This is a genomic window from Nocardia sp. NPDC127606, assembly GCF_042671725.1.
Classification (GTDB): Bacteria; Actinomycetota; Actinomycetes; order Mycobacteriales; family Mycobacteriaceae; genus Nocardia.
The window spans coordinates 1,677,560-1,695,858 of sequence record NZ_JBHXWQ010000001.1 but is presented as its reverse complement, the minus strand read 5'-3'; the positions used below and the strand labels follow the sequence as shown (position 1 = coordinate 1,695,858).

The 18,299-nt window shown below is 68.1% G+C and carries 18 protein-coding genes; 15 read left to right on the top strand and 3 right to left on the bottom strand.

Annotated features, from left to right (window positions below; genetic code table 11):
• Positions 1–4: 4 nt before the first annotated feature.
• From ACFVJ5_RS07920 to ACFVJ5_RS07865, 12 genes are all read left to right on the top strand, one after another.
• Complete coding sequence (locus tag ACFVJ5_RS07920; protein WP_379219114.1) at positions 5–616, top strand: 1,4-alpha-glucan branching protein; 612 nt, start codon at positions 5–7, stop codon at positions 614–616.
• 87 nt (positions 617–703) lie between these two features.
• Positions 704–1,906 carry a GNAT family N-acetyltransferase gene (locus ACFVJ5_RS07915; protein WP_379219113.1) on the top strand — a complete coding sequence of 401 codons (1,203 nt, stop codon included), beginning with the start codon at positions 704–706 and terminating at the stop codon, positions 1,904–1,906.
• Between the two features lie 139 nt (positions 1,907–2,045).
• Entirely contained in the window at positions 2,046–4,355 is a 2,310-nt protein-coding gene (locus ACFVJ5_RS07910; RefSeq protein ID WP_379219798.1) for an ATP-binding cassette domain-containing protein, read from the top strand.
• Positions 4,352–4,939, top strand: a complete 588-nt coding sequence (locus ACFVJ5_RS07905) for a DUF308 domain-containing protein (RefSeq protein ID WP_379219112.1) — start codon at positions 4,352–4,354, stop codon at positions 4,937–4,939. Before ACFVJ5_RS07910 ends, ACFVJ5_RS07905 begins: the two co-directional genes overlap by 4 nt.
• 222 nt (positions 4,940–5,161) lie before the next feature.
• The gene (locus tag ACFVJ5_RS07900) at positions 5,162–6,583 is read left to right on the top strand and encodes a three-helix bundle dimerization domain-containing protein (protein ID WP_379219111.1); all 1,422 of its coding nucleotides are present in this window, start codon (positions 5,162–5,164) and stop codon (positions 6,581–6,583) included.
• 223 nt (positions 6,584–6,806) lie between these two features.
• A complete protein-coding gene (locus ACFVJ5_RS07895; protein ID WP_378629218.1) occupies positions 6,807–7,007 on the top strand; it encodes a hypothetical protein in 201 nt (66 codons plus the stop codon).
• A gap of 89 nt (positions 7,008–7,096) precedes the next feature.
• On the top strand, positions 7,097–7,432 hold the full coding sequence (locus ACFVJ5_RS07890; RefSeq protein WP_379219110.1) for a hypothetical protein: 336 nt from the start codon (positions 7,097–7,099) through the stop codon (positions 7,430–7,432).
• Positions 7,433–7,639: 207 nt separating this feature from the next.
• Positions 7,640–7,831: a hypothetical protein gene (locus tag ACFVJ5_RS07885; protein ID WP_379219109.1), complete on the top strand. Its 192-nt coding sequence runs from the start codon at positions 7,640–7,642 to the stop codon at positions 7,829–7,831.
• A gap of 160 nt (positions 7,832–7,991) precedes the next feature.
• A complete protein-coding gene (locus ACFVJ5_RS07880; RefSeq protein ID WP_379219108.1) occupies positions 7,992–9,356 on the top strand; it encodes an MFS transporter in 1,365 nt (454 codons plus the stop codon).
• A 107-nt stretch (positions 9,357–9,463) separates the two neighbouring features.
• Positions 9,464–10,291 carry an alpha/beta fold hydrolase gene (locus tag ACFVJ5_RS07875; protein WP_379219107.1) on the top strand — a complete coding sequence of 276 codons (828 nt, stop codon included), beginning with the start codon at positions 9,464–9,466 and terminating at the stop codon, positions 10,289–10,291.
• 46 nt (positions 10,292–10,337) lie between these two features.
• Positions 10,338–10,766: a nitroreductase/quinone reductase family protein gene (locus ACFVJ5_RS07870; protein ID WP_379219106.1), complete on the top strand. Its 429-nt coding sequence runs from the start codon at positions 10,338–10,340 to the stop codon at positions 10,764–10,766.
• A gap of 116 nt (positions 10,767–10,882) precedes the next feature.
• Entirely contained in the window at positions 10,883–11,998 is a 1,116-nt protein-coding gene (locus ACFVJ5_RS07865; RefSeq protein ID WP_379219105.1) for a serine hydrolase domain-containing protein, read from the top strand.
• Positions 11,999–12,045: 47 nt separating this feature from the next.
• Here the strand turns inward: ACFVJ5_RS07865 and ACFVJ5_RS07860 are convergent, their stop codons facing one another.
• Both ACFVJ5_RS07860 and ACFVJ5_RS07855 read right to left on the bottom strand, forming a co-directional pair.
• Positions 12,046–13,038 (bottom strand): helix-turn-helix transcriptional regulator, encoded by a 993-nt coding sequence (locus tag ACFVJ5_RS07860; RefSeq protein ID WP_379219104.1) that lies wholly within the window; start codon positions 13,036–13,038, stop codon positions 12,046–12,048.
• A 75-nt stretch (positions 13,039–13,113) separates the two neighbouring features.
• Positions 13,114–13,716, bottom strand: a complete 603-nt coding sequence (locus tag ACFVJ5_RS07855) for a dihydrofolate reductase family protein (RefSeq protein WP_379219103.1) — start codon at positions 13,714–13,716, stop codon at positions 13,114–13,116.
• 204 nt (positions 13,717–13,920) lie between these two features.
• Here ACFVJ5_RS07855 and ACFVJ5_RS07850 point away from each other — a divergent pair, with 204 nt between their 5' ends.
• Positions 13,921–15,057, top strand: a complete 1,137-nt coding sequence (locus ACFVJ5_RS07850) for an epoxide hydrolase family protein (protein ID WP_379219102.1) — start codon at positions 13,921–13,923, stop codon at positions 15,055–15,057.
• Positions 15,058–15,075: 18 nt separating this feature from the next.
• Here the strand turns inward: ACFVJ5_RS07850 and ACFVJ5_RS07845 are convergent, their stop codons facing one another.
• Positions 15,076–16,086 carry a saccharopine dehydrogenase gene (locus ACFVJ5_RS07845; protein ID WP_379219101.1) on the bottom strand — a complete coding sequence of 337 codons (1,011 nt, stop codon included), beginning with the start codon at positions 16,084–16,086 and terminating at the stop codon, positions 15,076–15,078.
• Between the two features lie 78 nt (positions 16,087–16,164).
• Here ACFVJ5_RS07845 and ACFVJ5_RS07840 point away from each other — a divergent pair, with 78 nt between their 5' ends.
• Positions 16,165–16,755, top strand: coding sequence for a TetR/AcrR family transcriptional regulator (locus ACFVJ5_RS07840; protein WP_379219100.1), 591 nt, complete (start codon positions 16,165–16,167; stop codon positions 16,753–16,755).
• 15 nt (positions 16,756–16,770) lie between these two features.
• Positions 16,771–18,279, top strand: a complete 1,509-nt coding sequence (locus ACFVJ5_RS07835; protein WP_379219099.1) for a carboxylesterase/lipase family protein — start codon at positions 16,771–16,773, stop codon at positions 18,277–18,279.
• Positions 18,280–18,299 lie beyond the last annotated feature (20 nt).

Below are 18,299 nucleotides of genomic sequence, written 5' to 3'. Positions count from 1 at the left end.
CCCGATGGCAGTGATCCATCAGACCACCGTCACCCCGTCCAAGCGTGATCTCGTCTCAGCATGGTTGCCCGGTCGGCCGTGGTATCTGGGCACGACCCCGCGCCTGGACAGAGTCGGCGGCTTCCGTCTCGATGACCCGGCCGGCGAGGTCGGGATCGAATTCGTGCTGTTCGTCGACGATTCCGGTCCTGACCAGGTGCTGTATCAGGTGCCGATGACCTATCGCGGAGCACCGCTGCACGGAGCCGACTCGGCGCTGATCGGCACCGCTGAGCACGGGGTACTCGGCCGGCGCTGGATCTACGACGGGACCCGCGATCCGGTCGCGATCGCCGCCGTCATCGATCTGCTGACCGGCCGCACGGCCGCTCAGGCTCAGAACCTCAGCGACACGACCGACCCGACGGTCGTTGTGACACCGGCCGGATCGGTCGACGGCGCCCTCGGCGTGGCTGTGGACGGCATCGCGCACACCGATGTTCCCTGGGGGGCCGCTGTCGTGCGATTCCATCGCGTGCCGGTGTCGTTGTGGGTCGGCGGAGCCGGTTCGGTCGCCGCGCCCTCGGCTCTGGGCCCGGTCGTCGAGTTGATCAGCGTGTTGACCGACTGGGCATAGCGCGGTCCGTGCGCGCCGGACCGACACCTGCTCTGCCAGGTAGAAAACCGGATGTGCCGGGGTGGGGTGGCGTGGCAGGGTACGAGGATGGCATCGGCGAAGAGCGTGTGCGTTCGGGCGGGGACTCCTGCGGACTCGGCGGCGATCGCGGGGTTGCAGGAGGCCGGGTTCGGGATGCGGTACGGGGATGATGAGAACGAATTCCGGGGCAAGGTCTTTCCGGTCGAGCGGTCGCTGGTCGCGGTGGAGGGTGACCGGATCGTAGGGCACACGGTGGACCGGACGATGACGATCACGGTGCCGGGGGAGCGGACGGTGCGCGCGTGTGGGGTGTCGGGGGTCGCGGTCGCGCCGACGCATCGGCGGCGGGGGATCCTGCGCGAGCTCTATCGGGCCCAGCACGCTCGGACCGAGGCCGACGGGTTGCCGTTGACGATCTTCACGGCCAGTGAGGGCACGATCTACGGGCGGTTCGGCTACGAGGTGGCCGTCATCGACACCGCGATCTCCATCGATACGCGGCGTGCGGAATTCCGTTCCACCACACCGGATCCCGGTGGCGTGACCTTGGAGTCACTGCACGCCGCCGCCCCGCGGATCCGCGAGATCTACGAGCGCTGGCAGCACGTGACGGCGGGGGCGCAGGTTCGACCGGACGCCAAGTGGGACCTGTTCTTCGCCGACGTGGAACGCCACCGCTCCGGTGCGACGACGCTGTTCGTCCTGCTGCACGCCGACGGATATGCCCTGTATCGGCGCTCGCGCGAGAACCGTGACATCGCCTCGGTGTGGGAATTGCGTGCGGTCACCCCCGACGCGCACGCCGCGCTGTGGCGAGTACTGCTCGGTATGGACCTGGTCGACACCGTGGAAGCCGAGATCGCCGACGACGATCCGCTCGCCTACATGCTCACCGACCCGCGCACCGTGCAGATGACCCACCGCGGCGACGCACTGTGGGCGCGGGTCATGGATGTCCCCGCCGCCTTGACCGCCCGCGCCTACCGCGCCGACCTCGATACTGTCGTGGCGGTGCGCGACCCGTTCCGCGACGCGGGCGGGAACTTCGCCCTGCGGATCCGCGACGGCGTCGCCGAATGCGAGCCGACCAGCCGGACAGCGACTCTCGGTTTCGACATCAACATTCTCGGCGCCCTCTACTTCGGCGCCCATCGCGCGAACACGTTCGCCGCCGCACACCGGATCGCCGTCGAGGACGCGAAGGCACTGCGTGCGTTCGACGAAGCGTTCACCACCGACCGTGCCCCGCAATTGGGCTGGTTCTTCTAACACTCCGACAACGGGCGCGTTCACCCCGGAGGTCGCCGCGCCGGGAGTACGGTAGGTAGCTGTGGATTCGCACGAGGTCGATCCTTCGGTTCGGGTGCGTGGCGCCCGGGTCCACAACCTGCGTGATGTCGACGCGGACATGCCGCGAAATGCCCTGGTCGCCTTCACGGGAGTGTCGGGTTCCGGAAAGTCGTCGTTGGCGTTCGGCACGCTCTACGCGGAATCGCAACGCCGGTATCTGGAGTCGGTGGCACCGTATGCCCGCAGGTTGCTGCACCAGGTGGAAGCGCCCGATGTCGACACCGTCACCGGCCTACCACCGACCGTGGCCCTGGCCCAGCGCCGGTCCTCGCCGTCGTCGCGGTCGACCGTCGGTACCGTCACCGCGATCTCGAACACGCTGCGCATGCTCATGTCCCGCGAAGGCGACTATCCCGACACCCCGGCCAGGACCGGCCCCGGGCACTACCCGGAGGGCACCAACCGTCTGTACTCCGACGCGTTCTCCCCGAACACCGTCGAGGGCGCCTGCCCGCGCTGCCACGGACAGGGCGTCGTCCACGAGGCTACCGAGGCATCGATGGTCCCGGACCCGTCGCTGAGCATCCGCGAGGGCGCGATCGCGTCGTGGCCCGGCGCCTGGCAGGGCAAGAACCTGCGTGACGTGCTCGCCGCGCTGGGCTACGACATCGACCGCCCGTGGCGTGAACTCTCACCCGCTGCCCGCGAATGGATCCTGTTCACCGAGGAGAAGCCGGTGGTCACGGTGGAACCCGTGCGCGAACCGCATCGCATCCACCGCCCGTATCAGGGCACCTACACCGGCGCCAAGCAGTTGCTGTTGCGCTCGCACGCCGAATCCAAGAGTGAGGCCACCAGGGCCCGCGCGGCCGAATACCTGCACACCGCCGTCTGCCCGCTGTGCGCGGGGCGACGACTCAAACCCGAAGCGCTCGCGGTGACTTTCGCCGGGTACAACATCACCGAACTCGCCGACCTGCCGCTGATCGAGCTCGCCGAGGTGCTGCGGCCCTACACCCCCGGCACGGAAGCCGTCGCGGTACTCACCCAGGACCTCACCTCCCGCATCGATGTGCTGATCGAGCTCGGGCTCGGCTATCTGAGCGTCGACCGGGAGAGCCCGACACTGTCCGGCGGTGAGCTGCAACGATTACGGTTGGCCGGGCAGTTGCGGTCGGGCCTGTTCGGTGTCGTCTACATTCTCGACGAACCCTCGGCCGGACTGCACCCGGCCGACACCGCGGCACTGACGACAGTGCTGGACCGGCTCAAACACTCGGGCAACAGCGTGTTCCTGGTCGAACACGATCTCGACGTCGTCCGCCACGCCGACTGGCTCATCGACATCGGTCCCGGCGCCGGTGTGAACGGCGGCAAGGTCCTCTACGCCGGTGAGGTCGAGGGGTTGCGCGAGGTGGCCGACTCGGTCACCCGGCCCTACCTGTTCGACGAGATAGTCCGCCCGCCGCGCGCGGCTCGCGCCCCGACCGGCGAGCTCCGATTGCGCGCCGTCACCAGCCACAACCTGCACGACCTCGACGCCGACATCCCGCTCGGGGTGTTCACCGCGATCACCGGCGTCTCCGGTTCGGGTAAATCGACTCTGCTACACGCTGTTTCGATCACCGCCGATGCCGACCCGGGCATCGTGCGAGTCGTCGAAGTCGATCAGGCGCCGATCGGGCGCACCCCACGGTCGAACCTGGCCACCTATACCGGCTTGTTCGACACGGTCCGCAAACTCTTCGCCGCGACCGACGCCGCCAAAGCCCGCGGGTACGGCGTCGGCCGCTTCTCGTTCAATGTCGCCGAAGGCCGCTGCCCGACCTGCCAGGGCGAGGGATACATCACCGTGGAGCTGCTGTTCCTGCCCAGCACCTACAGTCCGTGCCCGGCCTGTCACGGCGCGCGCTACAACCCCGAAACCCTCGACATCACCTACCGCGACAAAACCATCGCCGGGGTACTCGATCTGACCGTCGACCAGGCCGCCGACTTCCTCGACGATGTCGAAGTCGTGGCGCGTGCCCTGCGCACGCTGCGCGATGTCGGCCTCGGCTACCTGCGGCTCGGGCAACCCGCCACCGAACTGTCCGGCGGTGAAGCGCAACGGGTGAAACTGGCCACCGAGTTGCAGCGGGCGCGGCGCGCGGGCACCGTCTACCTGCTCGACGAACCGACTACCGGGCTGTATCCGGCCGACACCGATATCCTGATGACACAACTGAATTCGCTCGTCGACAGCGGCGCCAGTGTGGTGGTGGTCGAACACGACATGACCGTTGTCGCGGGGGCCGACCATGTGATCGACATGGGACCGGGCGGCGGCGGGCAGGGAGGCCGGATCGTGGCGCAGGGGACACCGAAACAGGTGGCGGCCAGTACGGTCAGCCGGACTGCGCCCTACCTGCTGGAGCGGCTGACATGACCGGCAGCGCGGATCGGACCCGCACCGCGATGCTCGTCGCGGGCGGGTGTTCGTTCCTGCTCGGGGTGGCACTGCTGCTGTGGCCGGGCCGTGACGAATTCACGCTGGCGACGCTGTTCGGGATCTCGCTGATCCTGAGCACCATGGTGCAGGTGTATCTGGCGTTCATGGCGCGGATCGCGTTCCCGCTGCGGGTGCTGGTACTGGTCAGCGCCGCACTCACGGGGATCTTGGCGGGTCTGGTCTTCCAGGGCGGCAATATCGAACTGCTGGCCCTGTGGATCGGCATCGGCTGGTCGGTGCGCGGTGTCGTGCACGCGCTGGTGGCGGCGTGGGACGACAGCGTCGAGGACGGCTGGGCGCACGAACTGTGCGGGCTCGCCACCACCGCGATCGGCATCGCCATCATCGCGATCACCTTCCAGACGGTCACCGGGCTGGCCACGATGGCCGGTGCCGGGCTGGTCGTGATCGGGGTGATGGAACTGCTCGCCGGTGGGCTCGGGCGGGCGGCCGTGCAGGCGGCGCGCGGGTCCGCGAGCGAGGAGCAGGCGCCGCCGGTTCGGGCCGCGACCGAGCTGTAGTAGCGAATCACACACTGCGACTTCGTGATTCGAGGTTTACGCGAACTCGCGGACAACGTGACATTGCGGGCAGTCGAGCGAGCGCTGAACTCTGCGTGCACCCTCGCTCACGGCTGGGGTATCTGTGCTGCGCGCCGGTAGCGTGGCCCGCGGCGTGCGCACGGGGAGGGCCCTGTTCGGCGCGCCGCGTCCGCAGCCCGATTGTGAGCCCAGGAGAATGTGGTGTCGCGCGTAGTCCCCGGCGTAGCTGCCGATGCCGTCCAGCGTGAAGAGCTGGCTATGCGGCGCATGACCGAGAGTTTGGTCGAAGACCTGTCCGAGAACGTCCCCGTCGACCAGGTGACGTCGGCGGTCGGCGCCGCGCACCACCGGTTCACCGGTAAACCGATCCGGGAGTTCGTGCCGATCCTGGTCGAGCGGATCGTGCGCCGCGAACTCGCCGATCCCGACCCGACGGTACGAGTTCCGGCCCCCACGGCCAGCGTGCGCGCCGCGGAACTGATCGCGCGCGAGTCGAACACGACCGAGGAACCGCCGAAGCGTGCGGTGAGCAGGCGTGCGGTGGTGCCGTTGTCGATCGGTGCGGCCGTGGTCGTGGCCGGTGTCGTGGCCGGTGTCGTGCTCTTGCCCGGCGGTGCCGATGCGCCGGCCGCCGCTCCTGTCGCCGGCGCGACTGTGGTGCGCGGTGTGGTGGGGTCGGAGAAGATGTCGTTCTTCGCCGACGAGCGTGTGGCGAAGGTGCTCGCCGACAACGGTATCCGGGTCGAGGTCCAACCGGCCGGTTCGCGCCAGATCGCGACCACCGTGGACCTCGGCGCTTTCGATTTCGCGTTCCCGTCGAGTATTCCGGCCGCGGAACGAATTCAGCGCCAGCGCAACATCACCACCAAGTACACGCCGTTCTCGTCACCCATCGCCATCGCCACCTACCGGCCGATCGCTGACCTGCTCACGGCGGCCGGGGTGATCAAGCCCGGCCCGGTCGCGACATTCGACATGAACAGGTACCTGGAGCTGGCCGGGACCGGCGTGCAGTGGGACGACCTGCCCGGCAACACGACCTACCCGGTCGCCAAGAACATCCTGGTCTCGACCACCGACCCGCGCAGCTCGAACTCCGCGGCCATGTACCTCTCGATCGCGAGCTATGTCGCCAACGACCACACCATCGTGCGCGGCGCCACCGCCGAACAGCACGTGTTGCCCGCCCTGTCGAAACTGTTCCTCGCCCAGGGCTACACCGACAACAGCAGCGACGGACCGTTCAACCAGTACCTCACCAACGGCATGGGCCAGACCCCGCTGGTCTGCATCTACGAGGCACAGTTCGTCGAAGCCGCGGGCAAGGGCCGGATCAAGCCGGACATGGTGCTGACCTACCCGACCCCGACGGTCCTGTCGAGCCACACCCTCGTCCCGCTCAACACCACCGGCGACAAGATCGGCAAACTGCTCACCGACAACGCCGAACTGCGCCGCCTGGCCGCCGAACACGGCTTCCGCACCGGCGACACCGCCCAGTTCACCTCGGTCGCCGCCGAACGTTCGGTGCCCGTGGCCGCCGATCTGATCGACGTCGTCGACGTGCCGGCCTACGAGACCCTCGAGCACCTGCTCGACGGGGTTGCCAACTCCTACAACTGAACTCGTCTCACCTCGGTGCCGCGCAGCACACCGCTGCGCGGCACTTGCGTTCCGCGGTCAGGTCGCGCATCGGGACACGCGGCCTCGAATCGATTCGCGTCCAGGTGAAGCGCGCAGACCGTAGTGCCGTATTCGGGGTTGACACAGGTTCGGCGCACGACTGTACACTGATGTGTTGCCAGGCATCCGAGCTGGCCCGCATTGCGAATGGAGTTCCACCGAGATGGACAAATTCGAACCCGGCCGAGAACTGATCCACGAGCTGTCCATCGCGGCACGCCGAACCGGTACCGCGCTTGCCGCCATCTTGGGCGACGCGGGCCGCAAGAGTGCGCGCGAGGTGGTCGATCTGGCACACGAGGGGCGCGAGCTGGTCGCCGGAACGCTGCGGGCCAGCGCCGACGAACTTCGCCGCCGCCGTTAGGGAGCGCCCCGGCGGATTCGTCGATGCCGCTGCGGCGTTCGGGGACGTCGTAGCGACCGTGGGTGGCGGGCGTCGGTAGGATCCGGCGGGTGCCAGATTCTTCCGAGATAGCCCGGCTCTTCGATCGGCGACCGCGTCACTGGGGGTCGCCCGCGGACCCGGTGGCATGGAATGCGGTGCGGGACAAGGTTTGTGCGGAGGTCCCGCCGGAGACCGCCACGGAGTTCGTGGCGCTGCTGCGGCGGGAGATCGTCGCGGTGGTCGGGGTCGACGTCGACGATGCCGACGCGACGGCAGCGCCTTCCGTACTGGTCGAGGGGCGCCCGGAAGCGGTGCACCTACCGACCTGGCGCACCATCGTGCTGCCGCTGCTGACCGCCCGCGCGCGTCAGCTCTACGGCGAACTACCCACCGAGCGCCCCTGACGCAGCGCACAACGAGGGCCACAAGAATCGCGTTTCGCGCACTTGCCGTCCATCAGCGCGGAAGGCTTGACACCAGTTCAGTGCACGTCTGTACACTCAGGTGTGTCAGGTAGGCGAGCTGGCCCGCACTGCGAATGGAGTCTCACGAGATGGATCACGTCGGTCACGGTCGAGATCAGCTGATCGCATCGTCGCGGGTGATGTCCGGTGAGCTATCAGAAGGAACTGCTCGACGAGCTGTCCATCGCGGCGCGCCGGACCGGTACCGCGCTTGCCGGAATCCTGGGCGACGCGGGCCGTCAGAGCGCGCGCGAGGTGGTCGATCTGGCGCACGAGGGACGTGAACTGTTCGCCGGAACGCTGCGGGCACGCGCCGAAGAGCTTCGCCGCAGCCGCTGAACGCCGGCAACGGCGATCTCCCGCGACGTCGGCCGATCGCCGCCCCCTCGGACTGGACAAACTTGCCGAACAAGCAAGAGATTTGCTGTTTCGGCAATAACTCTGGGTGATCCGGCCGACTGCTGGTGATACTCCGGTCCTCGATCCGAGGAGGACCCCCATGTTGGACAACCCTGTTCGCGCCCGCACCGCAGCCGTTCGCCCATGGGCCGTGCTGGCCGTGTGCTCGCTGAGCCTGTTCGTCGTCGGGCTCGACGCGACGATCGTCACCGTGGCATTGCCCGCGATCGGCGACGGCCTGCACGTCGGCACCCAGGGCCTGGAGTGGATCGTCGACTCCTACACCCTGGCGCTGGCGAGCTTCCTCATCACCTCGGGAGCGATCGCGGATCGCGTCGGCCGACGACGGGTATTCCGGCTCGGGCTCGTCGTTTTCGGCGCCGCTACCGCCGTGTGCGCACTGGCTCCGACCGTCGAGGTACTCATCGCGGCGCGGATCGCCCAGGGCGTCGGTGGCTCGATGTTGAGTCCGGTGGCCTTGGCGATCGTGGTCTCGACGATCACCGACGCGCGGCAGCGAGCCCGCGCGATCGGGGTGTGGGCGGCGGTGTTCGGGGTGAGCATGGCAGTCGGGCCGACCCTCGGTGGGGCGCTTGTCGACTGGTTCGGGTGGCGGTCGGTGTTCTGGGTGGCGCTTCCGGTCGTGGTGGTCGCACTCGTGCTGAGCGCGGTGTTCGTGCCCGAATCGCGGGCCGAGCAGCCGCGCCGGATCGACGGTGCGGGGCAAATGCTGCTCGTCCTGGTGGTCGGTGGGGTGATCGCCTTGCTCATCGAAGGACCGCGGATCGGATGGGGCTCGGCCACAGCGCTGGCCGGGTACCTCGGTGTCGTGGCGGCGGCTGCCGGGTTCGTATGGGTCGAGCGACGGGTAGCCGAGCCGTTGATCGATCCGGCACTGTTCCGGCGCACGCCATTCACCGCCGCGGTGGTCGGCGCGGTGCTGGTGTTCGTGGCGCTTACCACCACCTTGCTGCTCAGTACCTGGCATCTGCAGCACGAACGAGGAATGAGCGCGGTGGTGGCGGGGGCGATCACGCTGCCCCTCGCGGTGGCGGCAACCGTGTGCGCACCGCTGTCGGGGATTCTCGTCGGACGCGTCGGTGCGCGGCGGCCGTTGTCGCTCGCCGGCGGATTCCTCACCGCCGGTGGGGTCGTGCTCGTCGGCGCGGGCGGCGATCCGGATCTGATGACGATGCTGGTCGCGTTCGGGCTGATCGGTATCGGATTCGGATTCGCGAATGCGCCGATCACCAACACCGCGGTGAGCGGGTTGCCCGCCGCCAGGGCGGGGGTGGCGGGCGGAATCACGTCCACCGCTCGGCAAGTCGGCGCCGCGGTCGGCATCGCGATCGCCGGCGGTGTGATCGCCGGCCACGGGTCTATCCGGATCGGGTGGCTCGTCGTGGCCGGTTGTGGTGTCGTGGTGCTGGCCCTGGCCCGACTCTCGCCAGAGAAAGCCACCTGACCTGCGGAAGAGATTGTCGGAAAAGAATTTTCGCCGTCAGCGATGAGTTCTTTCGGCACGCACCGTCTGTATGAGTGCTACCTATAGCCGAGATCCGGGAGAGCCTCATGACCGCCAGTTCCGCCGTCACCACCGGCACCCTCGTGGTGCCGGACGCCCGCCTGTATTACGAGGTCCGTGGTGCGGGACCGCTGCTCGTCCTCGTCGGTGCCCCGATGAACGCCGCCTCGTTCGCCGCGGCCGCCGAACAACTCGCCACCACCAACACCGTCCTCACCACCGACCCGCGCGGGCATTTCGGCAGCCCCCTGGACGACCCGAACCAGGACTCGACGGTGCTCGCCCGCGCCGGGGACCTCGCCCAGCTCATCACCCATCTCGACGCGGGCCCGGCCGTGGTGTTCGGATCCAGCGGTGGCGCGGTCACCGCACTGGCCCTGGCCCAGACCAACCCCGACCTGGTCACCACCGTCGTCGCCCACGAACCGCCGCTGCGTGAACTGCTCCCCGACGCCGAAGCCCAGCGCCCACTCACCGAGGACATCGTCGCCACCTACGCCACCGGCGATGTGATCGGCGCCTGGCGAAAGTTCTTCGCCCAAGCCGCTGTTCCTGTCCCGGATCCGATGCTCGAACAGATCTTCGGCGGCGACCGCGATCCCCGGCAGGTCGCCAGCGAACGCTTCTGGTTCGCCCATGAACTGTGCCCGACCACCTCCTGGGTGCCGGACCCGCCGTTGCTGCGTTCGATCCCCACCCGGGTGATCGTCGGGATCGGTGCCGAGTCCACCGGTCAGTTCTGCGATCGCACCTCGCGGGGACTGGCATCGGCGCTCGGCGTCGGCCCGGTCCTGTTCCCCGGCGACCACACCGGATTCGTCAACGATGCCGTCACCTTCGCCGCCCGCCTGCAAGAAGTACTCGACGAGCCGTGAGCGTGGTTGCTCGCGCACGCGCGGGTCGGGGGAGAAGATGCCAGGCATGAGCGAATCACAGGACTGGAACAGCAAGATCATCGCCGAGTTCCGAGCCAACGAAGGGCGCGTCGGCGGGCCCTTCGAGGGTGCGCCGATGGTGCTGGTGCATCACCGAGGGCGGCGCACCGACCGGCAACTGGTGTCGCCGATGATGTACTTGGCCGACGAGAACGACCCGAAGCTCATGTACGTCTTCGCGTCCAAGGCCGGTGCCCCCACCAATCCCGACTGGTACTACAACCTCACCTCCGCGGGCGCGGCCGACGCCGAGGTCGGCACCGAGACCTTTCCGGTCACCATCACCGAAGTGACCGGCGACGAACGCGACCGCCTCTACGCCGAGCAGGCGCGACGGTATCCCGGTTTCGCCGGATACGAGGAGAAGACGAAGGGTATCCGCACCATTCCGGTGCTGGCGCTGCGCCGGAACTGATCGGATGACGTCGCGGGCAGGGCGACCGGACCGCCCTGCCCCGCTACCGGAGACCGAGGCGGTGGTAGTACCGCAGTCCAATGTGCGTGCAGGCCTCGGCTTCCTACCGTTCGATCATGCGTTTTCGAACCCTGACCGTGCCGATTTTCGCCGTCGCCCTGGGCTTGTCCGCCTGCACGACCAGCGCGGCCGAGCCCCACGCCTCGGCTCGCGTGGACAGCGTGCGCGGCGACCTCGACGAGATTGTCGGCTCAGGTGCCGTCGGCGCCATCGCCACGCTCACCGAGCACGGGGCAGACACTGTCGTCAGTTCCGGGCTGGCCGACGCGGCCGCGGCGACCCCGATCGGTACCGATGTTCCCCAGCACATCCGGGTCGGCAGTGTCACCAAGTCCTTCACCGCCGCGATCGTGCTGCAGCTGGTGGCCGAACGTCGCGTCGACCTCGACCGGTCCGTCGACACGTATCTGCCCGGATTGCTCACCGGTGCGGGCGTGGACGGTCGCGCGATCACCGTCCGTCAGATCCTGGGCCACCGAAGCGGCCTGCCCGAGCCGGCCCGTTCCCCCGAGCTCGACGAACACGAGGCGGCGAAGAACGGCCGCACCTTCACCCCGGCCCAGGAGATCGCCTTGGCCCTGGAGCATCCGGCGAAGTTCGCGCCCGGCAGCCGGTTCGAGTACACCAACATCAACTACATCGTCGCGGGCATGCTGATCGAAGCGGTGACCGGGCATCGCTACACCGACGAACTGCGCGACCGGATCCTGACACCGCTCGGCCTGTCGAATACCTACCTGCCCGCCACCGGCGAAACCGGATTGCGCCGACCGCATCCGACCGGCTACACCACCGTCGACGAGACACTCACCGACACGACCCTGATGGAGCCGTCGGTGCCGTGGACATCGGGTGCTCTGGTGAGCACCGGCGCCGACCTGAATCGGTTCTTCCTCGCGCTGCTGGCCGGTCAGGTGGTGCCTCAGCCCCAGCTCGCGCAGATGCTCGACGGCGTCGACATGGGCAACGGTGACGGCATGTCCTACGGTCTCGGCCTCGGGTACACCCAACTGCCGTGCGGTGCGCGGTATGTCGGGCACATCGGCGGCGTCCCCGGCTTCTCCACTGTCGCCGGTGCCACTGGGTCCGGCCTCGCGGTCACCATCGCCTATACCGGCAAATCGTCCTCTGTCGATCTCGGCGGGATACTCACCCACGCGCTGTGCGACTGAATCTCCCGCCTCGTCGACGCACCGGCCGACGTGCGAGAACGCCGCTGTCAACGCGGTGATGGCACACGATGCAAGTCGGCATCGGGTGCATCGACAATCGCGTCACGACATCGCTCGCCGACTGTCCGCAGCGCCGCGACGAGCTCCGGTGGGTCGGTGACCGTGAACCCGATGTCCAGGGCGGTGATCATCCAGGCCAGTGCGGCGGGGGAGTCCGCGCCCAGATGCAACAGACAGCTGACATCGTCGACCGCTTCGAGGACACCCATGCCCGGCCAGACACGATCGGCCACCTCGGTGGCCGATCCGTGCAGGGTGACGACGGTGCGCCACGGCCACGACGCGACCGACAGCCTGCGGGACAGATAGGTCGCCGCGTCGCCCTCGGGCAGCGGTCGCGGGGTGAAGCGTGGGCCCGTCGGCACCCGCGGCTCGAGCCGGTCGATGCGGAACGACCGCCAATCCGCGCGGTCGACATCCCACCCGACCAGATACCAATGCCTGCTCACATTGACCAGCGAATCGGGTTCGACATCGCGGCGAGACGTCCGACCGGCGTGATCGGTGTAGTCGAAGCGCAGCCGCTCGTGGCGTCGGCACGCTTCCGCGATCGTCAGCAGCGTCTCGGGCGCCACCCGCGGTGCTTCGGCGGCGACCCGCACCATCGACTGTTGCAAGGTCGTGAGCCGGTGCCGGAGTCGCGAGGGAAGTACCTGCTCCAGCTTGGCGAGCGCGCGGAGCGAGGCGTCCTCGATGCCGGTGACCGTGCCGCCCGAGGTGGTGCGCAAGCCGACCGCGACGGCCACGGCTTCCTCGTCGTCGAGCAGCAGCGGCGGCATCGACGCACCCGCTCCCAACCGATACCCCGCGCTGCCCTGCAATGCCCGCACCGGATAGCCCAATCCGCGTAGTCGCTCCACATCGCGGCGCACGGTGCGCGCGGTGACATCGAGTTTGGCCGCGAGCTCGGCGCCGGACCACACGCGGTTGGTCTGCAACAGCGACAGCAGCCGGAGCAGTCGGGCGGATGTTTCGGACATCTCTCCATCATGGGTGTCGAGGCGTAGAACCGCCCGATCCGGCGCTGACGATTCACCGGGCGCCTTCCTGCAGGCCTACGGCGTACCGGCGCCCCGGTCGTAGGTGAAAAAGGCGGCTCCGCTCGCGAGGACGGTGTGGTCGACGAGCCCCCAGGCGTTGGGTGCGAAAGCCGCGGTCCGGCCGAACAGGGGTATGCCCGTGCCGATCGTGAGCGGGCTCAGTTTGACGATCACCCGGTCGATCTCGCCGTAGAGTGCACCGGCCAGTTCTCCGCCGCCGACGAGCCAGATGTCTTTGCCGTCAGTGCGTTTGAGCTCTCGAACCGTCGCTACCGGGTCATCGGCGACGAGTTCGACACCGGGGTCAGGGCTTTCGGTCAGTGTCCGAGAGAAGACCAGGTGCCGGAGGTGGTCGTAGGCGTTGGTCACGCCGGCCGCGAGTCCGACCTCATAGCTGTTGCGGCCTTCGACGACGGTGTCGAAGTGCCGGCCTTCGGCGGTGACGCCGAGCGCGGCCCTGGCCAGTCCCGGCAAGGTCTCGGGGTACTCCGCGATGAGGTGCTGCAGGTAGTCCTCCGAGGGGGTCCAGAAGCCACCGGGGCCGGATGGGTCGGTGCCGTCGGGACCGGCGATGAAACCGTCGAGAGTGGAGGCGATGAAGTACACGAGTTTGCGCAAAAGTACGTCCTTCGTTGATCGGTCGGCACGGATGAGGAGATCTTCTTGTTCTGCCGCGCCTCATCCTGAAGCGTTTCGATTAAACCACAACAAGTGAAGTACTTCAATTGAAGTGGTTGGCGCTGAACAGTCCCGCGACGAGCGCCGCAGAATCTCGTCACCTTAGGAACGATTCAGACCTAAGTGCTGCCTAGCGTTGTCGGTATGAGCGACATCGACAGCTTCCGGATCGACATTCCGCAGTCCGACCTCGACGACCTGCGCGAGCGGCTCGCCCGCACCCGCTGGGCCGACGACCTGCCCGGCGCCGGCTGGACCTACGGCCTGCCCACCGCCTACCTGCGCGAGCTCGCCGACTACTGGCGGACCGGGTTCGACTGGCGCGCCGCGGAAGCCGCACGCAACGCCCACCCGCAGTTCGTCACCGAGATCGACGGGCAGCGCCTGCACTTCACCCACGTGCGCTCACCCGAACCCGGCGCACTGCCGCTGGTCTTGGTGCACGGTTGGCCGTTCACCGACTTCGGCGCGACGATCGGACCGCTCACCGACCCCCGCGCGCACGGCGGTGACCCGCGCGACGCCTTCGACCTCATCATCCCGACCCTGCCCGGATTCGGGTTCTCCGGGCCCACCCACCAGCCCGGCCAGGCAGCCACCGAACGATCCGCGGAACTGATCGCCCGGCTAATGAGCGAATTGGGCTACCAGCGCTACGGCGTGCAGGGCAGCGACGCGGGCTCGTTCATCGCCCCGCAGGTGGGTCGTGTCGACACCGAGCGGGTCACCGGCGTGCACCTCAACGCCGCGATCACCATTCCCGCATGGAACGACGACGGCGCGGGCTACACCGAGCAGGACCAGGAAAAGCTTGCCGCACTCCAGGATTGGAGCAGCAACGAAACCTCCGCCTATGCGGGTGTGCACAGCACCCGTCCGCACACTCTGGCCCACGCCCTGGCTGATTCACCGGCAGGTCTGCTCGCCTGGGTCGTCGATGTCGTCAACACCTACAAGGACCCCGCCGCCGCGCTGCCCGAGGATTCCCTCGACCGTGACGCCATGCTCGCCGAAACGGCGATCCTGTGGTTCACCGGGACGCCGGGCTCCTCGATGCGGCTGTACAAAGAATCCCAACAGTGGGGCGCGGACCTGCCCAGCTCCGGTGTCCCGACAGCGGTCGCGGTCTTCCCCGGCGACACCACGATTCGCGGCATCGCCGAGAAGCAGAACAACCTCGTCCGGTGGACCGAATACGACCGCGGGGGGCACTTCGCCGCGATGGAAGCGCCCGACCTGCTGATCGAGGATGTGCGCGAGTTCTTCCGGTCGGTGCGGTAGCGACCGGTGGCCCCCGGTCTATGGCCGGGGGCCACCGCTGTCTCGATGCCACACGGCACCGATCTCGCTCAACCGCTCCACGGCGTAGGCGGGGTCGATCAATGCCTCCGGGGTGTGGATGCCCGGTGCGGGACGGTCGCCGCGCACGCCGAGCAGCCGTTCGGCGCCGAGTGCGATCCCGAGGGCGGTCAGCGGCCGCTGACCGTCCCGATGGACGAGATGCTGTGTTCTGTCGAGCGGTTCGCCGCTGCGGCCGGTTCCGGTGAGATCGATCCGAACCTCGACGGAGGCGGGTTCACCGCGACGCCTGCTCGGGGTGGCGCCGACCGCGAAGTCGACCCGGACGTTCGGTGCGCCGGTCGCGAGGGCCAGGCTCGGCACATCGAGTACCGGGATGCTCTGGCCGGGCAGTGCGGTGCCGTCGACGGTGCGGACGTCTGCTTGTGCGTCGGCCTCGGCGAGCCAGGTGAAGACACCGTCACGGCGCACGAGACCCGCCGTCGTGACGGCCGACCAGCGTTCCAGGTCGGCGATTCCCGCGGGTCCGCCGGTGTCGGTGTCATCGAGCGCGACACCGACCCGGACCGTGTCGATCCGGCCGAACTCGCGCGCGGAATCCAGCGTGGCGAGAACGACGATTCCCGCCATCAAATGACTGGCGACCAGAACGGGTGCCGCACTGGACCTTTGCGCGCCCGCGACGATCTCCGGGCCGATGTCGAGCAGGCCGCTGGAGATGCTCAGGTAGGGCAGGCCACGGTCCTGTGCGTAGTGCAGGCCGTTGAGACGGTCGTCCCACAGGGTCGCGACGACCGCCGAGTAGTCGGCGTCGGCGAGCCCGAGGTCGCGGCGTGACAGATCGATCGTCACCGCTGCGGCGGTGCCGAGGCCGTCCGCGACCCGTTGCGCACGACCGAGATCACGGCCCGCGATGGTCAACGGCAGGGCCGGATGCCATCGACGCAACAGAGCGGCGGTGTCCGACCCCGCCTGTCCCGACCCGCCCAAGATCAGTACCGATTGCTCCACGGTGAATTCCTCTCGCTAAGCTACAAGTTGTAACTTGCTCTTTGTAGCTAAGCTGTGGGCATGGCGCAAGGGAGGACGATGACCACACGATCGGGCAGATTGGCGAAGCCGGCCAGGCGCGAGCAACTGCTCGACACGGCCTTGACGCTGGTGCGCGAGCAAGGCACCGATGGCCTGACCTTGGCAACTCTCGCCGAAGCCGCCGGCGTGAGCAGGCCGATCGTCTACGACCACTTCGGCACCCGCCCCGAACTGCTCCTCGCGCTCTACCGCCAACTCGACGAACGCCACCGCCTGGCCTCGGAACAAGCCGCCCGCGACGCCACCCCCACCGTCGACGAGATCGCCCGCGTCATGAGCGCCGCCTACTTCGCCTGCGCCACCGACATGCCCGAATTCGACGCGATTTCCGCCGCCCTGAAAGGCAACCCGGACGTCCAGGCGATCCAGCACGGGATGCTCGACAGCTACCGCGACTGGATGGCAGCCACCCTGCAACCGTTCTCGTCACTCAGCACCACAGCACTGCGACTGCGCTGCGTCGGCGTGCTCGGCGCGGCCGAAACACTGGCCGCGGAACTGAACCTGGGTACGACGACGCCCGAGGAAGCGATCTCGGCGCTGACCGATCTGATCGTCGGTAGCATAGGTGCGAGCGAACGGCGCTGACGGGGAGAGCATCGAGTGGACATCGAACCTGAAATCCGCACGGCCGCCGGTCTTGTGCGCGGCCGGCGGGAAGGCGCTCTCGCGGTCTTTCGTGGGATCAGGTATGCCGAGCCGCCGGTCGGAGCACATCGATTTGCGGCACCTGTGCCCGCCCAGCCGTGGCAGGGCGTTCGCGACGCACTGCGGTTCGGCCCTCCGGTTCCCCAAGCGTGCAACGGCGGATCGGTGATGTCGTCGGCATCCGGCTCGACCTCGGATGGATCCGAGGACTGTTTGACCCTGAACGTCTGGTCACCCGACCTCGGTGCCGCGAAACTGCCGGTGATGGTGTGGATTCAAGGCGGTACCTATCTCGAGAACAACACCGCCAACCCGCATTGCGACGGCGCGCTGCTCGCTGCGGCCGGTGTCGTGGTGGTCAGCATGAACTATCGAGTCGGAGCCGACGGTTTCGCCCGCATTGCCGGAGCTCCGGACAACCGCGGGATCCTCGACCAGATCGCCGCTCTGCGCTGGGTCCAGGACAACATCGCTGAATTCGGTGGCGACTCCGCCAACGTCACCGTTTTCGGTCAGTCCGCCGGCGGTGCGTCTGTCGGTGCACTGCTGGTCATGCCGGCGGCCGCCGGACTGTTTCGACGGGCGATCAGCCAGAGCATGCCCGGCACCTACTTCACTCCGAGTCTCGCCGCCGCGATCTCGACCACGATCGCCGCACAGCTCGGCGTCCAGGCCACCGTCGAGGACTTTGCCCTTCTGCCGCCACGCGCACTGACTGACGCCACCGCCGCGGTGATCGCCATGATGCCCGAGTTCGTCGACGTCTGGGGCCCGATGGCGCTCACGCCCACCCCGTTCTCACCTGTTGTCGACGGTGAGATATTGCCCTGCGCACCGTGGCGTGCGATAGCAGACGGTGCCGCACGAGACATCGACCTGCTCGTCAGCCACACCCGTGACGAGTTCCGGCTCTACACATCTCGGCTTGGCAGCGAACCTGCACCGGCGAACACGACCGCGGCTTTTCGCCACCTCACACCGAGCGCGGAGGGCGACAGGCTCTACCGCGCCGCCTATCCGGAAGCGACATCCGGCCGGCTGTTCGAAATTCTCAACTCCGACTGGCTGTTCCGGATGCCGAGCCTGCACCTGGCCGATGCCGCGCACGCAGGCGGTGGACGCGTGTGGCTGTGCGAACTGGCGTGGAGCTTCAACTCACAACAGGGCGCCGCACACTGCCTGGACTTCCTGCTCCTGTTCGGCACCCTCGGTCCCGACGAGGTCCGCGCCCACCGCTTCGCCCATCCGAACGCCCCGGACGAAATCACCGATGTCGCCCACCGCATGCGTACCGACTGGGTGAACTTCGCTACCTCGGGCAACCCCGGCTGGGCGCCCTACGATCCACAGGCACGAACCACGCGCGTCTACCACTCCGAACCCATCACCCAGCCCTACCCCGAAGAACGCTCCCGCCGCATCTGGTCCGCCCACCAGTTCGACACGCTGGACCTCCCGAGCTGAAGCATCAACTGTTCCGACCG

Excerpts from the sequence above, each read along its gene's own strand:
- ACFVJ5_RS07920 (WP_379219114.1), top strand. The coding sequence starts at position 5 with ATGGCAGTGATCCATCAGACCACCGTCACCCCGTCCAAGCGTGATCTC.
- ACFVJ5_RS07915 (WP_379219113.1), top strand. The coding sequence starts at position 704 with ATGGCATCGGCGAAGAGCGTGTGCGTTCGGGCGGGGACTCCTGCGGAC.
- ACFVJ5_RS07910 (WP_379219798.1), top strand. The coding sequence starts at position 2,046 with ATGCCGCGAAATGCCCTGGTCGCCTTCACGGGAGTGTCGGGTTCCGGA.
- ACFVJ5_RS07905 (WP_379219112.1), top strand. The coding sequence starts at position 4,352 with ATGACCGGCAGCGCGGATCGGACCCGCACCGCGATGCTCGTCGCGGGC.
- ACFVJ5_RS07895 (WP_378629218.1), top strand. The coding sequence starts at position 6,807 with ATGGACAAATTCGAACCCGGCCGAGAACTGATCCACGAGCTGTCCATC.
- ACFVJ5_RS07880 (WP_379219108.1), top strand. The coding sequence starts at position 7,992 with ATGTTGGACAACCCTGTTCGCGCCCGCACCGCAGCCGTTCGCCCATGG.
- ACFVJ5_RS07875 (WP_379219107.1), top strand. The coding sequence starts at position 9,464 with ATGACCGCCAGTTCCGCCGTCACCACCGGCACCCTCGTGGTGCCGGAC.
- ACFVJ5_RS07870 (WP_379219106.1), top strand. The coding sequence starts at position 10,338 with ATGAGCGAATCACAGGACTGGAACAGCAAGATCATCGCCGAGTTCCGA.
- ACFVJ5_RS07865 (WP_379219105.1), top strand. The coding sequence starts at position 10,883 with ATGCGTTTTCGAACCCTGACCGTGCCGATTTTCGCCGTCGCCCTGGGC.
- ACFVJ5_RS07860 (WP_379219104.1), bottom strand. The coding sequence starts at position 13,038 with ATGTCCGAAACATCCGCCCGACTGCTCCGGCTGCTGTCGCTGTTGCAG.
- ACFVJ5_RS07850 (WP_379219102.1), top strand. The coding sequence starts at position 13,921 with ATGAGCGACATCGACAGCTTCCGGATCGACATTCCGCAGTCCGACCTC.
- ACFVJ5_RS07840 (WP_379219100.1), top strand. The coding sequence starts at position 16,165 with ATGACCACACGATCGGGCAGATTGGCGAAGCCGGCCAGGCGCGAGCAA.